The organism is Agaribacter flavus, from assembly GCF_042646125.1.
GTDB classification, from domain to species: Bacteria; Pseudomonadota; Gammaproteobacteria; order Enterobacterales; family Alteromonadaceae; genus Glaciecola; species Glaciecola flavus.
The window spans coordinates 100,553-124,930 of record NZ_JBHRSW010000006.1; the positions used below are offsets into that span (position 1 = coordinate 100,553).

Genomic DNA, 24,378 nt, shown 5'->3' on the forward strand with positions numbered 1-24,378 from the left:
CATGGCCTATGACTATAGCCATACACTTAACCCTAAAAAAGCACTGATTTGGCGAATTGTGCACCGTAATAATATTCCTTGGATTTTGGATAATGGTTTGTATTGCGGCAATAGTCAGGTACAAGCCCCCCATTGGGAGCAAATAGGCAGTACAGAGTTAATAGATAAACGGGCTTCACATCCCGTACCGATTGCGCCTTATGGTTGTTTAAACGACTATGTGCCGTTTTACTTTACCCCGTTCTCACCCACGTTGATGAATATCAAATCGGGACGAGGGGTTGTGCAACGACCAAACCAAGATATTGTTATTTTGGTATCCTCGCTACACAAAGTTGAACAGTTAAACTTGGACTTTGTCTTTACAGACATGCATGCGTATTATCAATGGGCAAACTTTTATTCCGATTTGAATTCCTTAGGAGAGATCGATTGGGCTATTTTACAAGCAAGAAATTTTGCTAGAGATCTGAATGATCCAGCGAAGTTCGAGCGATATCAAGCTGAGGCATTAATCAAACAGCATTGCCCAATAAATGCGTTATTAGGCATAGCTTGCTACAACGCTCAAGTTGAGCAACAATTAGAACAACATATTCAACAGCGCAATATGAATTTAGACGTTATTGTACGTCCAGGATGGTACTTCTAATGATCACTTATACACAAGGTAATTTACTTGAAGCTAACGCAGATGCATTAGTTAATACAGTGAATACTGTAGGGGTTATGGGAAAAGGCATTGCGTTAATGTTCAAAGAACGCTTTCCTAAAAATATGGCAGATTACGCAAGTGCATGTAAAGCCAAGCAAGTAAACACAGGCAAAATGTTTGTTACTGAAACAGGCGAATTAATGGGACCTAGGTGGATTGTAAACTTCCCTACCAAACAACATTGGCGTGCAAAATCTAAAATGGAATGGATTCAAGATGGTTTAGTCGATCTTCGCCATTTTATAGAAAAAAATAATGTCAGTTCGATAGCAATTCCGCCTCTTGGCGCTGGGCAAGGTGGTTTATCTTGGCCTGAGGTGAAATTCGAAATCGAAAAAGTATTATCTGATATTGAAAATACAAACATTATTGTGTTTGAACCTACCAGCAAATATCAAAATGTCGCTAAAAAATCAGGCGTAAAAAAACTAAGCCCTGCAAGAGCATTAGTTGCAGAACTGGTAAGGCGCTATTGGATATTAGGCATGGAATGTAGCCTGCTAGAAATTCAAAAGTTAGCTTGGTTTTTACAGAGAACCATTGAGCATAAAGGTTTGAAAAACGAGTTAAAGCTCAAATTTGAAGCAAATTATTATGGTCCTTATGCCAACAATTTAGAGCATTTGTTAAATGCTTTAGATGGTAGCTATTTAAAATCAGATAAACGTATTCCTGATTGCGATCCTTTAGATGTCATCTGGTTCAATGAAAAAGAGAGGCAAAAAGTTTCGACCTACTTAAGTACCGAGGCGAAAGAGTATTTACCTGCATTAGAAGAAGCAACTGAAGTAATTAATGGCTTCGAGTCTCCTTTTGGTCTTGAGCTTTTATCTACAGTAGATTGGCTCGTTACTAGACAAGGATGTGCTAAGAATGTTGAGTCTATCAAGCAAGGCATCGCAAATTGGCCAGCTGGGGCAAAGTGGGCACAACGGAAATTAACTCTGTTTGGTGATAAAGAAATTGAATTTGCTTTATCTAGCTTGGAAAAACTAAGTTAAATAAGTTAGTCCAATAAAAAGAATATAAAGGAACTATATGAGCAATGTCGGCCAGATAGAACGTAAAACCCAAAACCGAGTGGTTAAGTTTTTTGAAGATCAGCTTGATTACGATTACTTAGGTAATTGGGAATACCGTGAAGGTAATAGCAATATTGAAAAAGACCTGCTCACTAAATGGCTTAAAGGGCGTGGGATTCCTGACTCACTAATTACCCGAGCATTACGCCAGCTTGATACTGCCGCAGCCCTTGGCGAAGGTAAAAAGCTCTTTGATGCAAACAAAGATGTTTATCGTCTTCTACGTTATGGTGTAAAAGAAAAAGAAGGTGCGGGTGAACTAAACCAAACAGTTTGGCTAATTGACTGGAACAACCCAGAAGCTAACAACTTTGCCATTGCTGAAGAAGTTACCGTAAAAGGTGAGCTGAAAAAGCGCCCTGATATCGTGATTTATGTAAATGGTATCGCACTTGGAGTAATTGAATTAAAACGCTCCTCGGTCTCTGTCAGTGAAGGAATTCGCCAAAACTTAGACAACCAAAAGAAAGCGTTTATTCGTAACTTTTTTACCACCATGCAGCTAGTAATGGCAGGCAATGATACCCAAGGTGTCCGCTATGGTACGATTGAAACTTCTGAAAAATATTACCTTGAATGGAAAGAATGTAGCGGTAAAGAAAACCCCAATCCATTGCCAGCAGGCGATATAAAAACAGAGAACTTACTCGATACCCATATCGCGCAATTGTGCGATAAAAAGCGTTTCCTGCAACTCATTCATGACTTTATTGTGTTTGATGCTGGGGTGAAGAAAACATGCCGACACAACCAATACTTCGGCATCCAAGCTGCACAGAAACACGTAAAAACGCACGAAGATGGCATTATTTGGCACACGCAAGGTTCTGGTAAAAGCTTAACGATGGTTTGGCTTGCCAAATGGATACGTGAGAATGTAACGGATTCGCGGGTGCTTATTGTTACTGACCGAACCGAATTAGACGAACAAATAGAAAAAGTATTCTCTGGTGTTGATGAAGAGATCTATCGTACCAAGAGCGGACGGGATTTGGTTGCCACGCTTAATCAACCTAACCCTTGGTTGTTCTGCTCACTAGTACATAAGTTTGGTCGAAATGGCGAAGCGCTGACTGAAAAAGAAAGTGAAGAAGCCGACATACAAGCAACAAAAGACTACCTTGAAGCGATAACTAAAAACCTGCCAAGCGACTTTGCCGTAAAAGGCAACTTGTTTGTGTTTGTCGATGAGTGTCATAGAACTCAATCGGGCAAGTTGCACGAAGCGATGAAAGCCTTGTTTAGCAAGGGAAATGGCCCTGAAGCTATGTTTATCGGCTTTACGGGTACACCTCTGATGAAGAAGGACAAGAAGAAGTCCTTAGAAGTCTTTGGTCCATATATTCACACCTACAAATTTGACGAAGCGGTAAGTGACGGTGTGGTACTAGATCTGCGTTATGAAGCAAGAGATATTGATCAGCATTTAACTTCAGAGAAAGGGGTTGATACTTGGTTCGATGCAAATACACAAGGCTTATCTAACCTAGCCAAAATGCAGCTCAAACAAAAATGGGGAACCATGCAAAAAGTGCTCTCTAGTAAATCTCGACTAGAACGTATTGTGATGGATATATGGCTAGATATGAAAAGAAAGCCTGCACTAATGTCTGGTAGAGGTAACGCTATGTTGGTGTGTGCCAGTGTCCATCAAGCCTGCATGGTTTATGAGATGTTTTCTAAAACAGATCTTGCTGGTAAATGTGCGGTAGTAACCAGTTATCAGCCAGTCGCAGGCGCTATAAAAGGCGAAGAATCTGGTGAGGGGTTAACTGAAAAGCTGTTTAAATATGACACCTATCGCAAGATGTTAGCGGAGTACTTTGAACAAAGCGAAGAAGAAGCCGCTAAGCGAGTTGAAGAGTTTGAAAAAGCCGTTAAGAAACGCTTTATTGAAGAGCCGGGGCAAATGCGTCTGCTGATCGTTGTAGATAAGCTGCTCACTGGCTTTGATGCCCCTTCTGCTACTTACCTTTATATCGATAAAAAAATGGCTGATCACAACCTATTCCAAGCTATTTGTCGTGTAAACCGATTGGATGGTGAAGATAAAGACTACGGTTACATCATCGACTATAAAGACTTATTCCGTTCACTTGATAAAGCTATTAAAGATTACACAGCCGAAGCGTTTGATGGCTACGATGCTGACGATGTTAAAGGGCTATTAAAAGATCGATTACAAGAATCTCGTACTGATTTAGATAATGCGCTGGAAGCAGTACGAGCGTTATGTGAGCCAGTGAAAGCACCTAGAGATACTAAAGATTTTATCCATTATTTTTGTGGTGAGTCAGGTGTTGAACCAAAGGATGAAAATGAGCGCACAGAAAAAGAAGCACTGCGTTTAACTCTATATCAATCGGTAGCTAAGCTAATCCGCGCTTATACTAACCTTGCAAATGAAATGGAACAAACTGGTTACACCTTTGTAGAAGCGAAAAGTATTAAGAAAGAAGTCGCGTACTTTGAGAAAGTGCGAGATGAGGTAAAGCTTTCCAGTGGCGATCTACTCGAAATGAAGAGGTTTGAGCCTGCTATGCGTCAGTTACTTGATATGTATATTCGAGCTGATGACAGTGAAAAACTTATGGATTTTGAAGAATTAGGCTTGATTGATCTAGTGGTAAATAACAACGGTAAAGGTTTAGAAAATTTACCTGAAGGCTTGCGTGATAACGAGGACGCAATGGCAGAAGCCATTGAGAATAACGTCAGAAAAACTATTGTTGATGAAAATCCAGTAAACCCTAAATACTTTGATAGCATGGCAACGCTGCTCGATGAAATCATTAAGCAGCGAAGAGAACAAGCTATTAGCTATCAAGAGTATCTAGAGCAAATACGAGCACTAGCGAACAAAGTGATTAACCCAACTAAAAATAGCAATCAAAGCTATCCCACTTCTGTTGATACGCCAGCTAAACAAGCGATTTATGACAACTTCGGTAACAATGAAGTACTCACTACTAAAATTGATACGGCTGTTCGCTACACTAAAAAAGCCGATTGGCTTGGAGATAGATTTAAAGAACGTGAGATAGCTAACGCAGTGCGAGAAGAAGCGGTAGGTTATGACATAAATATTGTTGATGTCATGGAGCTAATTAAAGCTCAGAAGGAATACCATTAGTGCGTCATACCAAAAGCAATGCTCAACGTATTGAAGTAGTTCGCATTGGTGACATTGATGTTGAGCTAAATCGAAGAGCCATTAAAAACATTCATCTATGTGTACTTCCGCCCAATGGCAAAGTGCGCCTGTCCATTCCAAACGATACGAGTGAACAAAAGGTGAGGTTGGCTGTCGTGAATAAACTTGGATGGATAAAAAAACAGCAATCTGACTTTGCAAGCCAAGAACGCCAATCAATTCGTGAAATGGTGAATGGTGAATGCCACTATTTATGGGGAAGAAAATACCGCTTAAGGCTTTTTGAGGCAAAAGGTAAATACAGTGTTACGGCAAAGGGAAATGGTCATTTAGTAATGGCGACTGCTGAAAATACGTCAGCCGACAACAAATTAAAATTACTTAACCGTTTCTATCGAGCTGAAATGCAGCGCTCACTTGAGAAACTATTACCTCAATGGGAAAAAAAACTGGGGGTAAACGCTGGCTCTCTCAACATCAAAAAGATGAAAACCAAATGGGGAAGCTGCAATATTCAGGCTAAGCGCATATGGCTCAACCTCGAACTTGCTAAGAAGCCACCAGAGTGCATAGAGTACATCCTTGTCCACGAATTAGTTCATTTACTAGAACGTCACCATAATGAGCGATTTCGCTCACTTATGGACAAACATATGCCTAACTGGAAAGAACGCAGAGACTTGCTTAATAGCCTGCCTCTGGCCTATGAAGACTGGAGTTATTAAAAACAAAAAAGCGGCGCGTTGAGATCCGCTTTTCAATTTGTGCTTAAGCTGAATTAACCTACTTAATTACATGACCACAACAGTTCGCCCCCTACTCCCGATAAGCATCCATATCTGGGCAAGAACACACCAAGTTCCGATCACCAAACACATCATCAATCCGATTGACCGTTGGCCAAAACTTGTCTTTTGCAACTGCTTCGACTGGGTAAGCGGCAAGCTCTTTACTGTAGGCGCGATCCCAGTTGGCATCAACTATGTCTGCCAAAGTGTGGGGTGCATTGTGCAAAGGGTTGTCCGTTACGCTCCACTCACCACTTTCTACTTTTGCAATTTCTTGCCTAATACAAATCATCGCTTCAATAAACCGGTCAAGCTCGACTTTAGCCTCAGACTCCGTAGGCTCTATCATTAAAGTGCCCGCAACCGGAAAGCTCATCGTCGGGGCGTGAAAGCCATAGTCGTTAAGGCGTTTGGCAACATCTAGCTCTGTCACGCCGCTTGCTTCTTTTAAGGGTCTTAAGTCTACAATGCACTCGTGTGCGACTCTGCCATTTGTGCCTTTGTACAAAATCGGATAGTGACCCGATAACTTTGAAGCAAGGTAGTTTGCATTCAGTATGGCAACTTCTGTCGCGCGTTTTAAGCCTTCACTTCCCATCATTTTGATGTACATATAACTGATTGGCAAAATAGAGGCACTGCCCCAAGGCGCGGCTGAAACCGCGCTATTGCTTCCAAGCTCGTCCCCAGTACCTGCTGCATTTAGGCTTATCACGCTGTGACTAGGTAAAAATGGTGCTAGGTGTGATTTTACGCCAATCGGTCCCATACCAGGCCCGCCGCCACCATGCGGAATACAAAAGGTTTTGTGCAGATTTAAGTGCGATACATCCGAGCCAATAAGTCCAGGGGATGTAATGCCTACCTGCGCATTCATGTTTGCACCATCCATATACACTTGCCCGCCAAATTCGTGAACAATTTCACAAATCTCTTTTACGGTTTCTTCATATACACCGTGGGTAGACGGATAGGTGATCATCGCACAACTCAGTGTGTCTTTAACTTGCTCTGCTTTATTGCGTAAATCATCCAAATCAACATTGCCTTGAGCGTCACAGTCGACTACCACGACCTTGAGACTCACCATTTGTGCAGAGGCAGGATTAGTACCATGGGCTGATTGTGGAATTAAACAGACATTTCTGTGCCCTTCTCCTCGGCTTTGATGATAGCGTTGGATTGCAAGTAGACCGGCATATTCTCCTTGTGCGCCAGAGTTTGGTTGCATAGACAGCGCATCGTAACCGGTGATATCAATGAGCCAATCACTCAACTCATTAATCATATGCTTGTAGCCTTGCGCTTGATCCAATGGCGCAAAAGGGTGAAGCTGACCAAATTCAGGCCAGGTAACAGGGATCATTTCGGCAGTAGCATTTAATTTCATAGTACAAGAGCCAAGCGAAATCATCGAATGATTTAGCGCTAAGTCTTTATTTTCTAGTGACTTTATATACCTTAGCATCTCTGTTTCGGAATGATAGCGATTAAACACTTCATGGTTTAGAAAAGATGAGCTGCGCACTAAATTTGCAGGAATCGACTCGCTACCTTCATTGATAAGCTGCTGATCAAGGGCAAGCAGATCAATGCCGTGTGACTCCCCCAAAAATACTGTAAACAAATCGTCGATATCAGCGCGTGTTGTTGTTTCGTCTATACTTATGCCAAGCGCGCCGTCTAGGTCGTGACGCAAATTGATCCCCAGCGAATAGGCTTTTTGTAGTACTGACGCCTTATCTTCTACCACCACAGACAAAGTATCAAACCAACTTGTGTGTTTAAGCTCGAGCCCTTTTTGACGCAAACCTAGCGCCAATATGTCGCAAAGCCTATGCACGCGATTTGCAATCGCTGTCAGCCCTCTAGGGCCGTGATAGACGGCGTAAAAACTCGCCATATTTGCCAACAAGACTTGCGCAGTACATATATTTGAGTTGGCTTTTTCGCGACGAATATGCTGCTCACGGGTTTGCAATGCCATGCGCAATGCAGGTCTGCCACGGGTATCTTTACTCACACCAATAATGCGACCGGGTAATGAGCGTTTGTAGTTGTCTCGCGTTGCAAAAAATGCGGCATGTGGTCCACCATAGCCCATCGGTACACCAAACCGCTGTGCGCTGCCAAAGGCAATATCTGCGCCGAGCTCACCTGGGGAACGAAGCATAGTTAAGGCCAACAGATCGGTCGCAAGCGCAATAACTGTCTTTTTAGCCTGCAGTTCGCTAATTAAGCTACGTAAGTCAATCAGTTCCCCACTCGATGTTGGATATTGAAACAGCGCGCCAAACAAATCGTAATTGTTGATCTCGCTAATATCACCCACCAGCAATTCAAAACCAAACATATCGGCACGTGTTTTGAGCACGTCTATCGTTTGAGGGTGCACAGAATTAGCTACAAAAAATTGATTGGCTTTTTTGTTCTTCGATACACGTTTAGCGAGTGCCATGGCTTCTGCTGCGGCTGTCGCTTCGTCGAGAAGAGAGGCAGATGCCAGCGGCAACCCTGTCAAATCAATCGTCAATTGTTGAAAATTTAATATTGCTTCTAGTCGGCCTTGCGCAATTTCAGGTTGATAAGGTGTGTAAGCGGTGTACCAACCGGGGTTTTCTAAGACGTTTCGCAAAATCACGTTTGGCGTGTGAGTATTGTAATACCCCATGCCAATGAATGAGCGATTGATCGTGTTTTGTTGGGCAAGCTGTTTTAAATCTTTTAGCGCTTCTTCTTCACGAACACTGTCACCCACCCCTAATCCATTTGAACGAATACCTGCCGGCACGGTTTCAGCAATCAATGCATCTAAAGACTCAGCCCCAATGTTGGACAGCATTTGGTCAATTTCTGCTTGACCTGGGCCTATGTGTCGACGTAGGAATTCATCTTTATTTTCGAGCGTTTCAAGACTTACAGAAGACAAAGCAGTAAGAGCAGTAGATGCGGGATTCGCAACATTCATGATAAAACCTTAGAAAAAACCATGCTGTTAGATACAACAGCAAATACAAAATATAAAAACATCCTGAGGAGAACACATTCACTTTCTCCGCACGCCATTAATTGATGTGTTGGCACTCATGTTCTGTGAGTACCAAAAAGCTGAATTACTCTTCGTCAATCACATTAGTGTAGGCTTCTGCATCCAATAGGCCATTCGCCTCTTCGCTATCTTCGGCTTTTATTTTGAACAACCAGCCATCACCAAAAGCATCAGAATTCACAAGTTCGGGGCTGTCTTCCAAGTCTTCGTTTATTTCGACGATTTCACCTGTTATTGGCGCGTAGATATCAGAGGCCGCTTTTACTGATTCTGCCACTGCGCATTCGTCGCCTGTGGTGACAGCGTCACCGACGTCAGGTAAATCAAGAAAAACCATGTCACCTAAAAGCCCCTGCGCGTGCTCGGTAATACCAACTGTGAAAACACCCTCGCCTTCAGATCTGACCCATTCGTGTGTATTTGTATACTTAAGCTCTTGCGGAATATTACTCATCATTGTTCCTAATTATTTTTTTCTAAAAATTTACGGTTAAAGTAAGCTCTTTCCGTTTCTAACAAAACTGGGCTTAACGATTTGCACGTCGACTAATTTTTTGCGTAAAGCAACACTTACTGTATTGCCAATTTCAGTCGCAGAGCCAACGGGCACACGCGCAAATGCAATACTATGACCAAGTGTAGGAGAAAAAGAACCAGAGGTAATAATACCTTCACCCGCCTCAGTGATAACTTTTAGTCCGGCTCGCAATACGCCCTTGTCTTTCATGACCAAGCCAACGAGTTTTTCAGAACAGATATCACGACTGGCCTCAAGTGCTTCGCGCCCAACAAAAAGTCTATCATCAGGCTCCCAGGCAACGGTCCAAGCCATATTCGCTTGAAGTGGTGATATGTTTTCGTCCATATCCTGACCGTACAAATTCATTCCTGCTTCTAGTCGAAGTGTATCTCTCGCGCCTAAACCACAAGGCTTAACGCCGGCTTGATTCAAGGCCTGCCAAAAATCAACCGCCTTGTCTTTTGGCACCAAAATCTCGTAACCCGCTTCGCCAGTATAACCAGTCGTAGCAATAAACAAATCTTCGGCTTGTACGCCAAAAAAGGGTTTCATTCCACTTACCGCTTCTCGCTGTGCTGCAGTAAATACTTGCTCGGCTTTGGCTTTTGCATTGGGTCCTTGCACCGCAATCATACAAAATTCATCACGAGCTTGAATGCTTACATCAAAGTTGTCAGCATTCGTATTTAACCACGCAAGATCTTTTTCTTTTGTTGCGCTGTTTACTACCAGCCGATAATTGGTAGTATCAAAAAAGTAAACAATAAGATCGTCTACCACGCCGCCTTCGTGATTTAACATTGCAGAATACAAGGCCTTTCCTTTGGACTGCAACTTTGCCACATCGTTTGCTAGTAAGTATTGTAAATACGCCTGAGCATCATTTCCTGTCACGTCAACAATAGTCATATGAGACACGTCAAACATGCCAGCGTCATTTCGGACTGCGTGGTGCTCTTCTATTTGCGAACCATAATTGATTGGCATTTCCCAACCAAAAAAATCAACCATTTTTGCATCTGCCGCTAGATGCGCTGGGTGTAAGCTGGTTTTGTTCATTTTATATAGTACTTATTATTAAATTTATACGAAAAGTATAGGTAGCCAACACCATACAAACAAATTAAAAGTTTCAATACATACATAATTTTTGTTAATGTTTGGATGTATTAAAATTAATATTTATTATCCTAAAGGTTACACTTCGTGAAGCAATTATCTCTAGATGTCCTACGCACCTTCACCCAAATTGTCGAACTAGGCAGTTTTAAAAAGGCAGGAGAAGTACTAGGACGCACACAACCGGCGGTGACACTTCAGATACAGCGCTTAGAAAGTCAAATCGGCAGGCGCTTGTTTGACAAGCAAGGGCAACGGTATCAGCTAAACAAAAATGGGGAATGGCTATACGGAAAAGCGAAGCAAATGCTGAGCATTAATGATGGTGTATTTCGCGATTTAGAGGAGAACTCGCTACAAGGCCAACTAAAACTGGGGATTCCAAGTGAGTTTGCCAGCACCTTGTTGCCCAGTATCATTGGCGAATTTAGCCAACGCTATCCAGACGTCACGCTGGATGTCACGTCTGCGTTGAGCCAAAACTTATTGAGTGAGCAATATAAACGTCAATTTGATTTGATTCTCGCGCTGGTAAGGCCGGATGCAAAACCAGAAGCAGAACTGTTAAAAAATGATGAATTAGTGTGGGCCGGAGATGCATCGTTTGCTCTGTCGCAACACATGATTTCTTTGGTTCTAGCACCTGAAGGTTGTATTTATCGCAGTCGCGTCATACACAAATTAAAACAACAGACACAAGCTTGGAAAATAAGCTACACCAATCCCGATCTTTACGGTTTAATAGCTGCTATTAAACAAGGCTTAGGCGTAACAGCCCTAGCAAAATCAAGCCTTCCGAAAGAACTCGATATAATCAAAGATAACCGCCTACCCACTCTTGGTAATATCGATGTATGCCTGTTCAAACAAAGTACCCAACATCCTCAAGTCTCAGAAGCCCTGGCGAGCTATATACGCGCCAGGATAAAGTGAAATGAATATTGGATAGGTATATTTTCACGCAAGTTAAGCGAAATTTATGTTGCCAATTAGAGACAAAAAATTACCATATATTACAAACACATAGTTGCTTTGTGATGAATTTGTGCAATTTTTTATAAAGTTTTGTTAACAATTTCCGTTCTTATTACGTATAATTAACCTGTTCTTACAACTCGTAAAAATAAGACACTACCATGTATAAACACAATTATTTCTTTATAACTCGTTTAATGCGTTTTGTATTATTGGGCTTGATGCTTTCTGCTCTATTTGTGGGCGCCAAAGCACTTGCGGCTGATAGTGATTCTTCTCTACTTCAGCAAGTTAGCTCCAATTCGAAAATTGATAGCCTAGCTACAAAAAGAAATGCTTAAACCTGAAGGACAAGAGAAGTAAAAGGAATTACGAGTACAAATCATTTCAAAATTACATAGCTTACGCTGTATAGCGCACAAATTTGTCACTAATATTTGTCGCTAATTAGCTATGCTTTTGACGCGCTAGTAATAAAAAACTGCTTAAGTAACGGCATTTTATCGGCTGTCGATAACGCCACATTTCGAGCAACTTTTTTAAAGCTATTTGACCCTGCAAATATACGCTTAAAGCTTTCCATACTCGCTATGACAGCAATAGCTTGAGACTTTCTCGCTCGTTCGTATTTACGCATACTGCGGTAGTCGTTCACTCTTCCACACTTCGCTATAGAATCTGCAACACTATTGGCTAAAGCTTCGGCGTCAGCAATACCTAAATTTGCTCCCTGCCCTGCAAGCGGGTGAATAGTGTGTGCCGCATCACCGACTAGCACTGCAGAGTCTTGATACCACTGTTTCGCATAGCGCATTTTAAGCGGAAAACTGTAACGCTCAGAGCTAAGTGTACAAAGACCGAGTTGCCCATCAATATCTTTTAAGAGTACTTTACAAAACTCAGTAGGCGACAAGGCCAATAGTCGATTGGCTCTTTGTGGGGTCTGCGACCATACAATTGAGCACTGATGGGGGTCGGGTAGGGGTAAAAAAGCCAAGGGACCGCTGGGCGTAAAGGCTTGTCTGGCTATGGCGTCATGTGCATGTTCTGTCTTAAGGTTAGCAACAATTGCTGTGTGCTCGTAATCCCAAAATACTTCAGCAAAACCTTTTATCTTCTTTACTATGGAATTCGCGCCATCCGCACCAATCAACAAATCAGTAAGAATGTCCTGCTGATTATCAAGTGAGATTTGATACTGGCTTTTGTTACTGTTTGCATTCAAAAATTGAGCCTTTACGAGTGAAGTACCTTGCAATACTTCAACATTTTTACGCTGCTGGAGTTTAGTCAATAATGCGTCAGTCAGGACTTGGTTTTCGACAATATGCCCGAGTGAAAAGTTAGGCCTATCGCGGCCATCAAATTGTATGCGCCCAAATCCGTGCTGATCCCACACTGACATTTGTTTGTAAGCCTGTTTGCGATGAATGGTCTGCCACACACCCAGATTATCAAAAATTTGTTCGCTCGCTTGACTGATGGCGCTGACTCTAGCAGAAAAATGCTCAGACTGAGAGGCTTCGCTAAGTGTTCTTTCTGCTTTATCTATCAGTAAAATGTGTATGTTGTGTTTACTCAATAGCAGCGCAAGTGTAAGGCCGACTATACCGCCTCCAACGATACAAACATCGGGTGTCGTCAATTTGGCACAGTTCAATACCTTTCTCCCATAGCGACTTTTGAAAATTTTCTTTTTAGACTTTCAGAGTGATTTAGCGCAAACAAGCCTGCATTGCGTCCAATAACTAAAGGTTCGAAATGATTAGAAAACATATGTACCAAGCTATCTGTCGCGCCAATAGTCATTTGCTTGTCGCTATCACACAGAACACGATAATGTTTGATTTGTGCAAACGAACCCAGACTAGCCTGTTTTCCACTATCGTTTTTAGTTGTCATCGATATCAATAAATTAGCTACGTCACGTATCCCCAAATTAAAGCCTTGCCCAGCAATCGGATGTAAGCTTTGTGCGGCATTGCCAATGCAAATCACACGATGATGGGTGTATGAGGTGGCTTCTTTGAGCATTAGTGGATAAGAAAATCGCGCAGAACTTGCTTTTATGTTACCCAAACGATACCCAAATAGACTTTGTAGCTGAGCACAAAAAGTGTCCTCTTCTAACGCTAAGATTTCACTTGTTCTGTCGTTTGGCAATGTCCACACTACCGACATCCAATGTTCACCCTTAGCCAACTGCATCGGTAAAAACGCCAGCGGTCCATATTTTGTAAAGCGTTCGTAGGCGTGATTATTGTGCGGCATTTGCATGCGTACATTACTGACAATAGCCGTTTGTTGATAATCATAGGTTTTTACTGGCAACTTGAGTAAGTCGCGAGTAGGCGAATTTGCTCCTTCGGCTATCACAAGTAGTTTGGCTGAAAACACATGATTTTCAGTTGTGGCAGTGACTTTTTCTTTGCTAACAGATATATCAGTAATGCAGTCTGGAGAGATATAGTCAATCCCCTGTGATTTGAGCTGAGAGTATAGTGACAAGCCCAACTCTTCCAATCTGACCACCTTGCCAAAATAAGAAAAACCAAGCTTTTTGGCGTCTAAATGCGTTTGCCCAATATGTTTGCGATCAGAGATGTGAATAGCTTCAATCAAGCCCATGTCAATATCGTTTAACTCAATATCGAATTCACTCAGTTGCTTGATGGTCTGACGAGCCAGTGCAATCACCTTAGCGTCAAAACTGGGATGAAGATCATTTTGTTTAGGTGGGTGTTTTTCAATAATGGCAACCGAAAAATCAGTGAGTTTGGAGATAGCCAATGCGGCAACACAGGCTACAACACCCCCACCCGCAATAATAATGTCAATGTCTTTGTTCAGCATCACAAGGCATTCTGTAACATCAAAGTTTCAATGTCTTTTATGGTTTTTGGCACTTTGTCTGTGAGTATTTTATTGCCACCTTCAGTTATCAATATATTATCTTCTATCCTTATACCTATCCCTTTATATTGCTCTGGTACATCCGCATCGGGAGAGATATAAATCCCAGGTTCAACTGTCATCACGATGCCAGGTGTAAGCGGGATGTCTGCGCCATTTACCTTGTAAACCCCTACATCATGTACGTCCAGTCCTAAATAGTGACCTAGACCATGCATGAAAAAATTTCGCCATGACTGGCTTTCAATAGCACTTTCAAAATCTTGCTTAATAATGCCCAGTCGAATCAGACCTTTGGTAATAATTTCAACGGCTCTATCCATTGCCACACTGATTTGTCCGCTGGGTTTTAATAAGTCCAAACTGGCTAACTGTGCATCTAATACAAGCTGGTAAATCTCTGCTTGCGCAGGTGTAAACTTGCCATTAATCGGAAAAGTACGCGTAATGTCAGCTGCATAACCATGTAACTCACACCCTGCGTCAATTAATACTAGGTCACCATCTGCTACGCGTTGATTATTATCGACATAATGCAAAATACAGGCATTTTCACCCCCCCCAACAATCGTATTATAAGCGGCGAATCTCGCTCCATTTGAAGCAAAGGTATGCAATATATCCGCTTCGAGTTGATATTCCCAGATATCAGGATGCGCTATTTGCATGGCTTTGCAATGAGCCTGAGCTGAAATATCTGCAGCACGCTGCATAACAGCAATCTCCTGCTCAGATTTTATCAACCTCATTTTGTGTATCATAATCGAGATATCGTGCACACATTTCGGCGCGCTCATGGCCTGCTTGGGCGCGGTTTTACAAACCTTGATTGCCGCATTGACTACTTTATCAGCCAATGTATTTGCACCTGCCGTGTAATATAGATGGTCATGGCCATTGATAATTGTTGGCAATAGTTCGTCGAGTTCTTCAATGCTATAAGCTTGTTGGATATTCAGTGTCGATGGTGCTGACTGCACGCCCAAGCGGCGCCCATGCCATATCTCAGCTGTTTTATCTTTTGGTCGCAAAAATACGTAACTGGCGAACGAATTCGCGTTATCACGATTGCTAAGGATCAGATAGGCATCGGGTTCATTGAAACCCGTAAAATACCAAAAATCGCTATTTTGCCTAAAGTGATATTCTGTATCGTTGCTGCGGGTACACATTTGTGCGGCAGGCAAAACAACAACGCTATTGGGTAGGCACTCAGCGATTAAGCGTGCCCGTCTTTGGTCGTATTCAGCTTGAGTAATCAATGGATGACCGATTTATCAGCTTGTCGGCTATCTAATAGAGATTTACCGAGTTCATTGAAGCTCAACATAGCACTGATCCGCACATACTCGAGCACCTCAAACAAGGCTTGCTCATTTTCTTCGCCTTCGGTCATTTCTTCGTCCATGCGAGAAATTTGACTAAAGTCTTCCAACGCCTCTTTCACCTCTTCTGAGCATGCGCTCAAATCGGCTTGATGCAAGCCAAAACCTAGTAAAAACCCTTGCACCCACAAAATCAGCGCTTGACCTCGGTCGTTAATTGGCGCTGAATCGTCTGGCAAACACAAAGCCAAGGCAAAATCAGGTTCGATAAATTCTTGGCATATTTGGTTGTACATCTCAACGATGTTTTTCTTTACTCTTGCAGAAAATTTATCACCCTGATTGATAACATCTTCGAGCACCTCAATCCATTCCTGATCATCTACTGACATGCCACCCGCTAACATGCCGCAAATTACGCCGTGAATTTCTGAGGCATCAACAATAATTTTCTCTTGACTAAAAATATTGCTCAATTCGTCGTAACTTAATTTTTCTTGCGTCACAAAACTATCTCTTACTATGTGTTAGGCTAATGCTAGCAAATACACTCGGTTTAGAACAGTAAAGAAGTATAGCGGTAAGTTCGCAAGCAATCCGCTTCATACAATTATTTACAAACAAAAAGTTTTTGTACTTTTAACCGATTGGTGAATGGGTTAGTATTCGCAGTCCCGTAGGGTGTATCAGCATATTTTGCGATGTATTACGGGTCAAAAACAATAATAGCTTCAATGCTTCCTGAAATGTTAGCGGTTATGCTTCATGTTCCTGGCCGATGCTATAAACTTAGGATCTTGACTCTATTGCTATTGTGCAAGCTCGACTTGTATCGAGAAGCCTACGGCAATGATGATATTTCCACCGTGTCCTTTTCGGCGCACGGACGATAAGCATACAGCGGCATTTTGGGAGGCGCCTAAAAATGCGAGCAGCTTAATATGGCAGTCTTCAACTTTGGTTCCATCAACATCGATTATGTTTACAAAGTAGACCACTTTGTGGCACCCGGCGAAACACTCTCCTCGACAGCTTACAAAGCCATCCTAGGCGGCAAAGGAGCAAACCAGTCTATTGCTTGCGCGAAGGCCGGAACAAGGACCTTGCACATCGGCGCAATTAATAGCAAAGACCAACACATGCTCTCACCTATGACCGAGGCAGGTGTCGATATGTCGCATGTTAAACACTCAGACGACATCGCTAGCGGTCACGCATTGATACAGGTTACACCAGACGCTGAAAATGCCATTATCTTATTTGGCGGGGCTAATCATACTATCGAGCTCGATCACATAGACGAGGTGCTTCAGCAAGCCCAAACAAACGACTGGGTGTTATTGCAAAACGAAACAAATGCAATAAGCGATATCATCAACAAAGCATACGCTAAACACATTCCTGTGGCATTTAATCCTGCCCCTATGACCGCCGATATTGCTTCCTTACCTCTAGAAAAAATTCAATTGCTCATTGTCAATGAAATCGAGGCGATGCAACTGACCAATACAAAAACTGAGAACGAGGCCAAACTCGTATTACAACAACAATATCCCAACACAAATATTCTACTGACCCTCGGAAAAAATGGTGTCATCTATTTACACGCTGGAAATGAGCAGAGAGCCGAGGCTTTTGTGGTAGATGCAAAGGACACCACCGCAGCGGGTGATACTTTTATTGGGTATTTTTTGGCAAACTATACAAATCAAGACAATGTTGAATCCGCGATGCGTATTGCATGTGCCGCCTCAGCAATAGCTGTTACACGCGAGGGTGCTGCTCCTTCAATCCCTGACAAGGATGAAGTCAGTACTTTTTTATCTAATCGCACTTAGTTCTGCAAAGTGCTCTAAACTGGTAAGCGCAATTCATGACACATAAAATTATTTTAGATACCGATCCCGGTATCGATGATGCCATGGCAATATTCTTTGCCTTTCAATCGCCCGAAATTGAAGTACTGGGCTTAACTACTGTATTTGGGAATGTACCCGCCGAAATGGCTGCGCAAAATGGTTTGTCGCTGGTTGAACTCGCAGGTAAAGATATTCCTGTCACCAAAGGCGCAAGCGTCCCTCATGTAGGGCCTGAATCTTCGTATGCCCATTTTGTGCACGGAGATGATGGGTTTGGAAACATCAATCACCCCGCCCCCAAGGGCCAGCTTGACCCCAGAAGCTCTGCCGAGTTTATTGTCGAAATGGCACGCAAGTACCCCGGCGAAATAACATTAGTGGCTGTTGGACCTTTGAGCAATCTCGCACTTGCATTAAAACTTGAGCCTGATTTACCTAAACTCATTAAAGCAGTGAATATCATGGGCGGCGCTGCTTTTGTTCCAGGCAATGTCACGCCAGTTGCAGAAGCCAATATATGGAACGATGCTTATGCAGCAGAGATCGTGTTTGCGGCTGACTGGCGGGTGAATATGTTTGGCCTTGATGTCACCTACGACCTGCCGTTTCCGCCTAATTTTGTCGACATTTTAGAAGAAAAAAACCCTAGCCTAGGCGGCTTTGTTGCAAAGGCCTCACAGTTTTATATGGACTTTTATTCACAAGGCCATGACGAACGCAGATGTTTTTTCCATGATGCCTTTCCGTTAGCATATCTGTTAGATGAAAGCTTATTTGAAATGACAGAAGGACATATGCGAATTGGTACAGATCCCCTGCATATTGGGCAAACGAGCTTCGCACCAATTGGAACTACCATGAGTGAATTTTGGACAAAAATGCCACCTGTTTTTGTCGCGACAAAAGTCGATCACCCTCGCCTAACGACATTGTTTATCGATACCTACGCAAAGTAATGCTCGAACCCACTACAACACAATTGCGCAATAGCTTGCGGCAGACCTTCAGAGAGCGCCGCAAGTCTTTGTCTTTGGGTGAACAACAAGAAGCCGCTGAGGCTCTACTTGAACATTATAAAACCTTGCCGATAACTACAGGGGCAAAGCGCGTTGCTATCTATATGACTAATGACGGTGAACTCAGCACGCTGCCCTTGATTGATTTTTTATGGTCTCAAAATATAGAGGTATATTTACCAGTATTGCACCCCTTCTGTGATGGCTACTTGCTGTTTGTTAGCTATACAAAGGATTCATTGATGCTTGCCAATAACTTTGGCATCCTTGAGCCCATTTTGGAATGCCATAAAATTTGTCCAGTTCTTGAGCTCGACATAATTTTCACGCCTTTAGTTGCCTTCGACGAAAAAGGCAATCGCCTTGGTATGGGTGGAGGATTTTACGACCGAACTTTAGAGTTTGTTAGCAAACGAAACAAATGTGAATCGAATCCTTCCTTTAATAAAATGGCAGATGTATCTACGCAACAAAAAAATGCCCCCACATTAGTTGGCCTCGCGCATGACATCCAACAATGTTTGAGTTTACCAACCGAAGCTTGGGATATACCTCTACCTTATATTGTAACACCGACTCGCTTTTTTAATTTTACGCACAACATGTGAACACAACAGCCATGGATCAAAACACCAAGAAACAACGCGCAGCCGAAGCGGCAATATCTCTCATCAAACCGGGCACTGTCGTGGGTGTGGGAACGGGCTCTACGGTAAATTACTTTATAGATGCCCTCGCCGCTAACAAAATTGACATCGAAGCAACCGTATCTAGCTCGGATGCCTCTACTGCGCGCCTTAAAGCTCTCGGCATCGATGTCTATGATTTAAATGAAGTATCAACCTACGATGTTTATGTTGATGGTGCCGACGAGGTCACCAACCATAAGCATATGATTAAAGGTGGCGGAGCTGCACTAACTAGAGAAAAGATCGTTGCTGCGGTCGCCAAATCATTTATTTGCATTGTGGACGATAGCAAAAAGGTGGATGTACTTGGTAAGTTTCCGTTACCTGTAGAAGTGATCCCCTTAGCTCGTTCGTATGTGGCCAGAGAAATAGTTAAGTTAGGCGGTGACCCTGTGTATAGACAGGGTGTCATAACAGACAATGGTAACGTTATTCTGGATGTACACAATTTGTCCATCATAGAGCCAACAGCACTAGAAACACAGTTAAATCAAATAGCTGGAGTCGTATGCAATGGTATTTTTGCTCATCGGCCAGCCGACCTTGTGATTTCAGCCAGTGAAACAGGCATTGAACGCTGGTAAACTGCGATTGACTATTGTGAAAAGTCTGGTATCTTTGCGTCTCATTTAGACGTCTAGATGTCTTAACATATGTTTTACATCGCTACTAAAGGCTATTTTTTCCCATGAATAAACCTTCGCTTGCTAAAGATAAAATTAAAATTCTTTTATTGGAAGGCTTGCACAATAGTGCTCTTGAAACACTTCAAAATGCGGGTTATCACAACATCGAAGCGTTGAAAACCTCATTACCAGAAGACGAGTTAATCGAAAAAATCAAAGATGCACATTTTGTCGGCATTCGCTCCAGAACGCAACTCACCGAGAATGTTATCGAACATGCCAAAAAGCTTGTAGCGATCGGTTGTTTTTGTATTGGAACCAATCAAGTCGATTTATCTGCTACGCAAATTCGCGGTATTCCAGTATTTAATGCTCCTTTTTCAAATACTCGATCTGTTGCGGAGTTAGTACTCGGTCAAATTATTTTATTGCTGCGAGGCATCCCAAGAAAGAACGCAATGGCTCATCGTGGCGAGTGGGAAAAAAGCGCAGTGAACTCGTATGAGGCTCGTGGTAAAACCCTTGGTATCATAGGATATGGGCACATTGGTACACAGCTGAGTATATTGGCAGAACACTTAGGTATGCGCGTACAGTTTTACGATGTGGAAGATAAGCTTGTTTTAGGCAACTCAACCCAAGTAAGTAGTTTGAAAGCCCTACTCAATACCTCTGATGTTGTTAGTTTACATGTTCCCGAAACGCCACACACCAAAAACATGATTGGTCGTGAAGAGCTTGCGCAAATGAAAGACGGCGCAATATTGATCAACGCGGCTCGCGGCACGGTGATAGACATTGATGCACTGACAGAAGCCATGGAAGCAAACAAACTCAATGGTGCTGCCATCGACGTCTTCCCAGTTGAACCCAAGTCTAATTCTGAGCAATTTAGCTCGCCTTTGTGTAAATTTGACAATGTAATATTGACCCCTCATGTTGGCGGAAGTACACAAGAGGCACAACAAAATATTGGTATTGAAGTCGCTGGAAAACTCATTAAATACTCAGACAATGGTTCGACTTTGTCTGCGGTAAACTTTCCGGAAGTATCACTACCTGAATACACAAATCGCTCTAGGTTGCTGCATATTCATAGCAATCAGCCTGGCGTGTTAACTCAAATTAACCAAGCGTTTGCAGACAAAGGCATTAACATTGCTGCGCAGTACCTACAAACTGATGAGAAAATCGGTTATGTGGTTATTGATGTAGACAAAGTCAATGCAGAAGAAGCCTTAAATGAGCTCAAAACCATTGAAGGGACAATAAAAACAAGAGTGCTACATTAGTACTCTTGTTTTATCTCAATTTACAACACAATTCTATCTTTGGCTTGGACGATACATTGCGGTAAATAGCTTTACCCAAACATCAAAAACGCTGCAAGTATATCCATATACGCTTTGGTTTTTCATCCTTGACAAACAAATTTTGATGTTTGGGTAAAGCTATTTACCGCAATGTATCGTCACAATCTAAATACTCGCTTAAAAGAAACTATATACCAGCGTGACGGCAGTTTCGGTGTCTAGCTTTTCTATACCCGGCGCTACGTCTGTATTGTGATCAAATTTTATCGAAAATTTCATCGACAAGTTACCCGCAATTTGCGCTGTCAGTGCAGTTTCGGCTCTTGACTTAGTGTTGTCTGAACCTATTTCAGTAGACACAGCTTGTGTAAATTTCGCGGTTTCAGAAATATTCCAAATATAGCCCATGGAAGCACGTGCAATCGCATTGTTTTGGCTTTCATCGTCTTGTGTTTTGGAGAAGCTGTAACCCGGACCGATGCTGTACTCGAAAGAACTTTTATCATCTTCCCAAACCTTTTGGCTCCAACCCGCAGCCAAGGTCGATTGATACTTGAAGTTACTAAAACGGTCATCTTCATAAGAAGCAAAACCAAACAAGCGGTGATCAGGATTTTCTAGCTTGTAGTTACCCTGTGCTGATGCAAAAAACTTTTGCGCAGTAGTACGCTCAACCTCTTCACCGTCTGATTCGACCGTATCTTTTTTGTATAAACCTTTTACCACATAGGTATTGCTCCAGGATTCTAACTCCTGAGTGGCATTTAAAGCCGCACTTGCTGATGAAGTTTCTGTGTTACCGGTTGTGACAATAAAGCCGAATTCCCCATCCATAGTAAAATCTTTTTTCTCTTCTGCAATTGTAGGTGCAGCGAAAAGGGAAAACGCAATAATTGATGAAAACGCGTGTAGTTTCATGGTGTATCCTTCTTGGATTTGTAGTTATGTGTCCGAGCTAAGAAATACGAGCATTGCGCTCTATTAGCGTTTTGTAATTATACTACAACAAAAGACAGCAACAATCTTAAAAAAACTGATAAACCAAAGAAACGCTTGTTTGTGTAGTAAATCGATCAACATTACGAGAAACATTTTCGTCTAGTATCATTTCGAAACTCAGTTTCATGGCCAGCTTTTCGAATACTTTTGCGGTAAGCGAGGTCACTGATTTCGCTTTAGTCGTGTCTTCACTCATTTCTGCCGAAACATTGTGACGGAATTTAGCATTGTTCTTAAATTGGTAAGAATAATCTGCTGTACCGCGTACAATAAAGTCGTAAAAACTTTCTTCTGTGTCGGCCCGTGTAAAGGTCACATAGCCTGGCCCCAGGCTGTAACCAAAGCTTGATTTTTCCTTTTTCCAAGCAATCTGCCGCCAACCAAAAACAGCCGTAAATTGATCACTCAAACGCAAAAATTCGTTGTCATCATATTCAGCGTAAGCAAACAAACGGTTGTTTTTGTTCACTAACTTATAGTCAAACTGGCTAGAAAACTGGATACGGCTATTTTCTACTTCTTCGTCTCGCACTTCGCTAGAGCGCTGCAAAGCTTGGAAAGCATATTGATTACTCCATGATTTAAGCTCATGCTGAGCGTCTAAGGCCATTTTTAGCACACTTGTTTTGGTATTACCGCTCGTTGTTAAAAAACCAAACTCGCCTTGTAGTGATAGCTCGTTTTCATCCATATCTGATTTTTTTTGCTTTTCATTGAGCATGCGCATCATGTTGCGCTTCTTTTTGTGAGCATTTTTAAAAAAATCAGAGGCTTTTTTTTGTTTTTGCAGGGCAGCAAAATCTGCTGCAGTTGCAGGCAGGGACAAAGTAAAAATACTTAAAAAAACGAGTAATGTTTTCATTTGCGCGAATCTTACGGGTTATATTCGCACAAAAAATATAGTTGTTAGTTTAGTGCTGAAGCAATTTTTGTCGACTCAGCTTGTGCGAATTCGAAAATAATATCATATTCGTAATCATTTAATCCAATAGTCTCGGTTACTGAACGCGGTATTTCAAGTTTATCAAACACTTCACGTCCTAATTTGACTTGTGCCATCGCTGCACTCAGGTATACGACAGCTTGTTCAAACTGGCCAAGGTTACTACCTGTAAGCTCAATCGTTAAAAGTGGTTCATAGATAGACTCGGGTAAATTCCAAGACTTTAAGATCAAGCCACTACACTCAGCAAAAGTAAATCCAAAAAACCGTTGCTGAAGGCTCATTGCCACTGTATCTTCGGCAATCGCACTTTTGTATTCCACATACTTTTCTGGAAGTTTGGTGGCACACACTAGTTCACTTAAGTGATGCAAAATACCCACAACAAAATAGCGTTCGCTACCGCGAATACCCTTTTGTTGAACAATAGACTTCGCAATTAAGCCGGTCAATATTGCTTTATGCCAAAACTCACCAAAATTAATGTTGTCCGAGGCGAAAGACTTAAATGCCAAGTTTGCCGTTTCGGCCATAGAGATATTGTACGCCGCTTCGCCACCAATAATACTAAGTGCCTTGGGCACACTTGATACTTGCGCGGGAAATCGGAACAACGCACTATTCGCTAACTTTAATACCTTTGCACTCAATGAAGGGTCGACAGACATCACTTTTGCCATATCTTCGATTGACGATAAGGGATCGTCCAACATCGTTCGCAGTCTCACACACGTGTCGGGTAACGTAAAAGAGTGAGTAGCGTATTTAACTATTGGCGAAATCGACATGATGGTTCTCTGAGCAACTAAAACTAGAGAAATGATAACCGAGGTGAGCGGAGTTGTGGTTAAGCAGTATTATACCCAATCGTCGCTGGCTATACCTTATCTAGAACAAGTCACCTTGATTAAAATGCGTGGTTTCTGAAGGGTTTTGTTTACGCTTTAAGTGTGCGCGTTTTCTGCGATTACATGCTTTGACAATAATGCGTTTTGTTTGGTCGTCTATACCATGCCAATGCTGACGCTCTTCTCTACTCCTAAAGCAACCCAAACAATAGCCTCTCGGTCCTGATTCACAGACACCAATGCAAGGGCTAGGAATTTCAAAAAACTCTAATTGCTGCATCTAGAAATATGGCGGATAAAAAACGAGCTATATTATATACACGAAAACTAAAGAGACTCTTCTGAGTATTTGTACAGTGGATTATGCTTTGAGCTAAACTTTATGTGTGGGCTTAGCTTACCTTAAGTGTCAATTTTCGCGAGGAAAAGTAATGACTATGCTTTT

Annotated in this window: 21 protein-coding genes and 1 other RNA gene; 11 read left to right on the forward strand and 11 right to left on the reverse strand. The window is 42.2% G+C overall.

The window, feature by feature from the left end; all coding sequences use genetic code 11:
* Nucleotide 1: 1 nt before the first annotated feature.
* From darT to ACFOHL_RS04745, 4 genes are read left to right on the forward strand one after another with little or no spacing between them, the layout of a single operon-like run.
* Nucleotides 2-652: a type II toxin-antitoxin system toxin DNA ADP-ribosyl transferase DarT gene (darT, locus tag ACFOHL_RS04730; protein WP_376919054.1), complete on the forward strand. Its 651-nt coding sequence runs from the start codon at nucleotides 2-4 to the stop codon at nucleotides 650-652.
* Entirely contained in the window at nucleotides 652-1,716 is a 1,065-nt protein-coding gene (gene darG, locus ACFOHL_RS04735) for a type II toxin-antitoxin system antitoxin DNA ADP-ribosyl glycohydrolase DarG (RefSeq protein WP_376919055.1), read from the forward strand. The genes darT and darG overlap by 1 nt, the downstream gene beginning before the upstream one ends.
* 37 nt (nucleotides 1,717-1,753) lie before the next feature.
* Nucleotides 1,754-4,930 carry a type I restriction endonuclease subunit R gene (locus tag ACFOHL_RS04740; protein ID WP_376919056.1) on the forward strand — a complete coding sequence of 1,059 codons (3,177 nt, stop codon included), beginning with the start codon at nucleotides 1,754-1,756 and terminating at the stop codon, nucleotides 4,928-4,930.
* Nucleotides 4,930-5,676 (forward strand): M48 family metallopeptidase, encoded by a 747-nt coding sequence (locus ACFOHL_RS04745; RefSeq protein ID WP_376919057.1) that lies wholly within the window; start codon nucleotides 4,930-4,932, stop codon nucleotides 5,674-5,676. The genes ACFOHL_RS04740 and ACFOHL_RS04745 overlap by 1 nt, the downstream gene beginning before the upstream one ends.
* 91 nt (nucleotides 5,677-5,767) lie before the next feature.
* On the opposite strand, the gene gcvP is transcribed toward ACFOHL_RS04745, so the two are convergent.
* The 3 genes from gcvP to gcvT form a co-directional block, all read right to left on the reverse strand.
* A complete protein-coding gene (gene gcvP / locus ACFOHL_RS04750; protein WP_376919058.1) occupies nucleotides 5,768-8,707 on the reverse strand; it encodes an aminomethyl-transferring glycine dehydrogenase in 2,940 nt (979 codons plus the stop codon).
* A gap of 145 nt (nucleotides 8,708-8,852) precedes the next feature.
* The gene (gcvH, locus tag ACFOHL_RS04755; RefSeq protein WP_376919244.1) at nucleotides 8,853-9,242 is read right to left on the reverse strand and encodes a glycine cleavage system protein GcvH; all 390 of its coding nucleotides are present in this window, start codon (nucleotides 9,240-9,242) and stop codon (nucleotides 8,853-8,855) included.
* A gap of 36 nt (nucleotides 9,243-9,278) precedes the next feature.
* Nucleotides 9,279-10,367, reverse strand: a complete 1,089-nt coding sequence (gene gcvT, locus ACFOHL_RS04760; RefSeq protein WP_376919059.1) for a glycine cleavage system aminomethyltransferase GcvT — start codon at nucleotides 10,365-10,367, stop codon at nucleotides 9,279-9,281.
* 147 nt (nucleotides 10,368-10,514) lie between these two features.
* Here gcvT and ACFOHL_RS04765 point away from each other — a divergent pair, with 147 nt between their 5' ends.
* Nucleotides 10,515-11,360 carry a LysR substrate-binding domain-containing protein gene (locus tag ACFOHL_RS04765; protein ID WP_376919060.1) on the forward strand — a complete coding sequence of 282 codons (846 nt, stop codon included), beginning with the start codon at nucleotides 10,515-10,517 and terminating at the stop codon, nucleotides 11,358-11,360.
* 493 nt (nucleotides 11,361-11,853) lie between these two features.
* Here the strand turns inward: ACFOHL_RS04765 and ACFOHL_RS04770 are convergent, their stop codons facing one another.
* From ACFOHL_RS04770 to ACFOHL_RS04785, 4 genes are read right to left on the reverse strand one after another with little or no spacing between them, the layout of a single operon-like run.
* Nucleotides 11,854-13,062, reverse strand: a complete 1,209-nt coding sequence (locus tag ACFOHL_RS04770; RefSeq protein WP_376919061.1) for a UbiH/UbiF/VisC/COQ6 family ubiquinone biosynthesis hydroxylase — start codon at nucleotides 13,060-13,062, stop codon at nucleotides 11,854-11,856.
* Nucleotides 13,059-14,255, reverse strand: coding sequence for an FAD-dependent monooxygenase (locus tag ACFOHL_RS04775; protein ID WP_376919062.1), 1,197 nt, complete (start codon nucleotides 14,253-14,255; stop codon nucleotides 13,059-13,061). Before ACFOHL_RS04775 ends, ACFOHL_RS04770 begins: the two co-directional genes overlap by 4 nt.
* Nucleotides 14,255-15,577 carry a Xaa-Pro aminopeptidase gene (gene pepP, locus ACFOHL_RS04780; protein ID WP_376919063.1) on the reverse strand — a complete coding sequence of 441 codons (1,323 nt, stop codon included), beginning with the start codon at nucleotides 15,575-15,577 and terminating at the stop codon, nucleotides 14,255-14,257. The genes ACFOHL_RS04775 and pepP overlap by 1 nt, the downstream gene beginning before the upstream one ends.
* Nucleotides 15,574-16,146: a UPF0149 family protein gene (locus ACFOHL_RS04785; protein WP_376919064.1), complete on the reverse strand. Its 573-nt coding sequence runs from the start codon at nucleotides 16,144-16,146 to the stop codon at nucleotides 15,574-15,576. The genes pepP and ACFOHL_RS04785 overlap by 4 nt, the downstream gene beginning before the upstream one ends.
* A gap of 229 nt (nucleotides 16,147-16,375) precedes the next feature.
* Here ACFOHL_RS04785 and ssrS point away from each other — a divergent pair.
* From ssrS to serA, 6 genes are all read left to right on the forward strand, one after another.
* A non-coding RNA gene (gene ssrS, locus ACFOHL_RS04790) (6S RNA) lies at nucleotides 16,376-16,559 on the forward strand.
* Between the two features lie 22 nt (nucleotides 16,560-16,581).
* The gene (locus tag ACFOHL_RS04795; RefSeq protein WP_376919065.1) at nucleotides 16,582-17,478 is read left to right on the forward strand and encodes a ribokinase; all 897 of its coding nucleotides are present in this window, start codon (nucleotides 16,582-16,584) and stop codon (nucleotides 17,476-17,478) included.
* 35 nt (nucleotides 17,479-17,513) lie between these two features.
* The gene (locus tag ACFOHL_RS04800; RefSeq protein ID WP_376919066.1) at nucleotides 17,514-18,455 is read left to right on the forward strand and encodes a nucleoside hydrolase; all 942 of its coding nucleotides are present in this window, start codon (nucleotides 17,514-17,516) and stop codon (nucleotides 18,453-18,455) included.
* Nucleotides 18,455-19,123 (forward strand): 5-formyltetrahydrofolate cyclo-ligase, encoded by a 669-nt coding sequence (locus ACFOHL_RS04805; RefSeq protein WP_376919067.1) that lies wholly within the window; start codon nucleotides 18,455-18,457, stop codon nucleotides 19,121-19,123. Before ACFOHL_RS04800 ends, ACFOHL_RS04805 begins: the two co-directional genes overlap by 1 nt.
* Before the next feature lie 11 nt (nucleotides 19,124-19,134).
* The gene (rpiA, locus tag ACFOHL_RS04810) at nucleotides 19,135-19,788 is read left to right on the forward strand and encodes a ribose-5-phosphate isomerase RpiA (RefSeq protein ID WP_376919245.1); all 654 of its coding nucleotides are present in this window, start codon (nucleotides 19,135-19,137) and stop codon (nucleotides 19,786-19,788) included.
* A 104-nt stretch (nucleotides 19,789-19,892) separates the two neighbouring features.
* Nucleotides 19,893-21,122 carry a phosphoglycerate dehydrogenase gene (gene serA, locus ACFOHL_RS04815; RefSeq protein ID WP_376919068.1) on the forward strand — a complete coding sequence of 410 codons (1,230 nt, stop codon included), beginning with the start codon at nucleotides 19,893-19,895 and terminating at the stop codon, nucleotides 21,120-21,122.
* A gap of 198 nt (nucleotides 21,123-21,320) precedes the next feature.
* On the opposite strand, the gene ACFOHL_RS04820 is transcribed toward serA, so the two are convergent.
* The 4 genes from ACFOHL_RS04820 to ACFOHL_RS04835 all read right to left on the reverse strand — a co-directional run bounded on the left by ACFOHL_RS04820 (nucleotide 21,321) and on the right by ACFOHL_RS04835 (nucleotide 24,213).
* Nucleotides 21,321-22,061 (reverse strand): DUF481 domain-containing protein, encoded by a 741-nt coding sequence (locus ACFOHL_RS04820; protein ID WP_376919069.1) that lies wholly within the window; start codon nucleotides 22,059-22,061, stop codon nucleotides 21,321-21,323.
* Between the two features lie 106 nt (nucleotides 22,062-22,167).
* Nucleotides 22,168-23,004, reverse strand: a complete 837-nt coding sequence (locus tag ACFOHL_RS04825) for a DUF481 domain-containing protein (protein ID WP_376919070.1) — start codon at nucleotides 23,002-23,004, stop codon at nucleotides 22,168-22,170.
* Between the two features lie 44 nt (nucleotides 23,005-23,048).
* Entirely contained in the window at nucleotides 23,049-23,873 is an 825-nt protein-coding gene (locus ACFOHL_RS04830) for an HDOD domain-containing protein (protein ID WP_376919071.1), read from the reverse strand.
* Nucleotides 23,874-23,973: 100 nt separating this feature from the next.
* Nucleotides 23,974-24,213: a DUF1289 domain-containing protein gene (locus ACFOHL_RS04835; RefSeq protein ID WP_376919072.1), complete on the reverse strand. Its 240-nt coding sequence runs from the start codon at nucleotides 24,211-24,213 to the stop codon at nucleotides 23,974-23,976.
* Nucleotides 24,214-24,378: the final 165 nt, after the last annotated feature.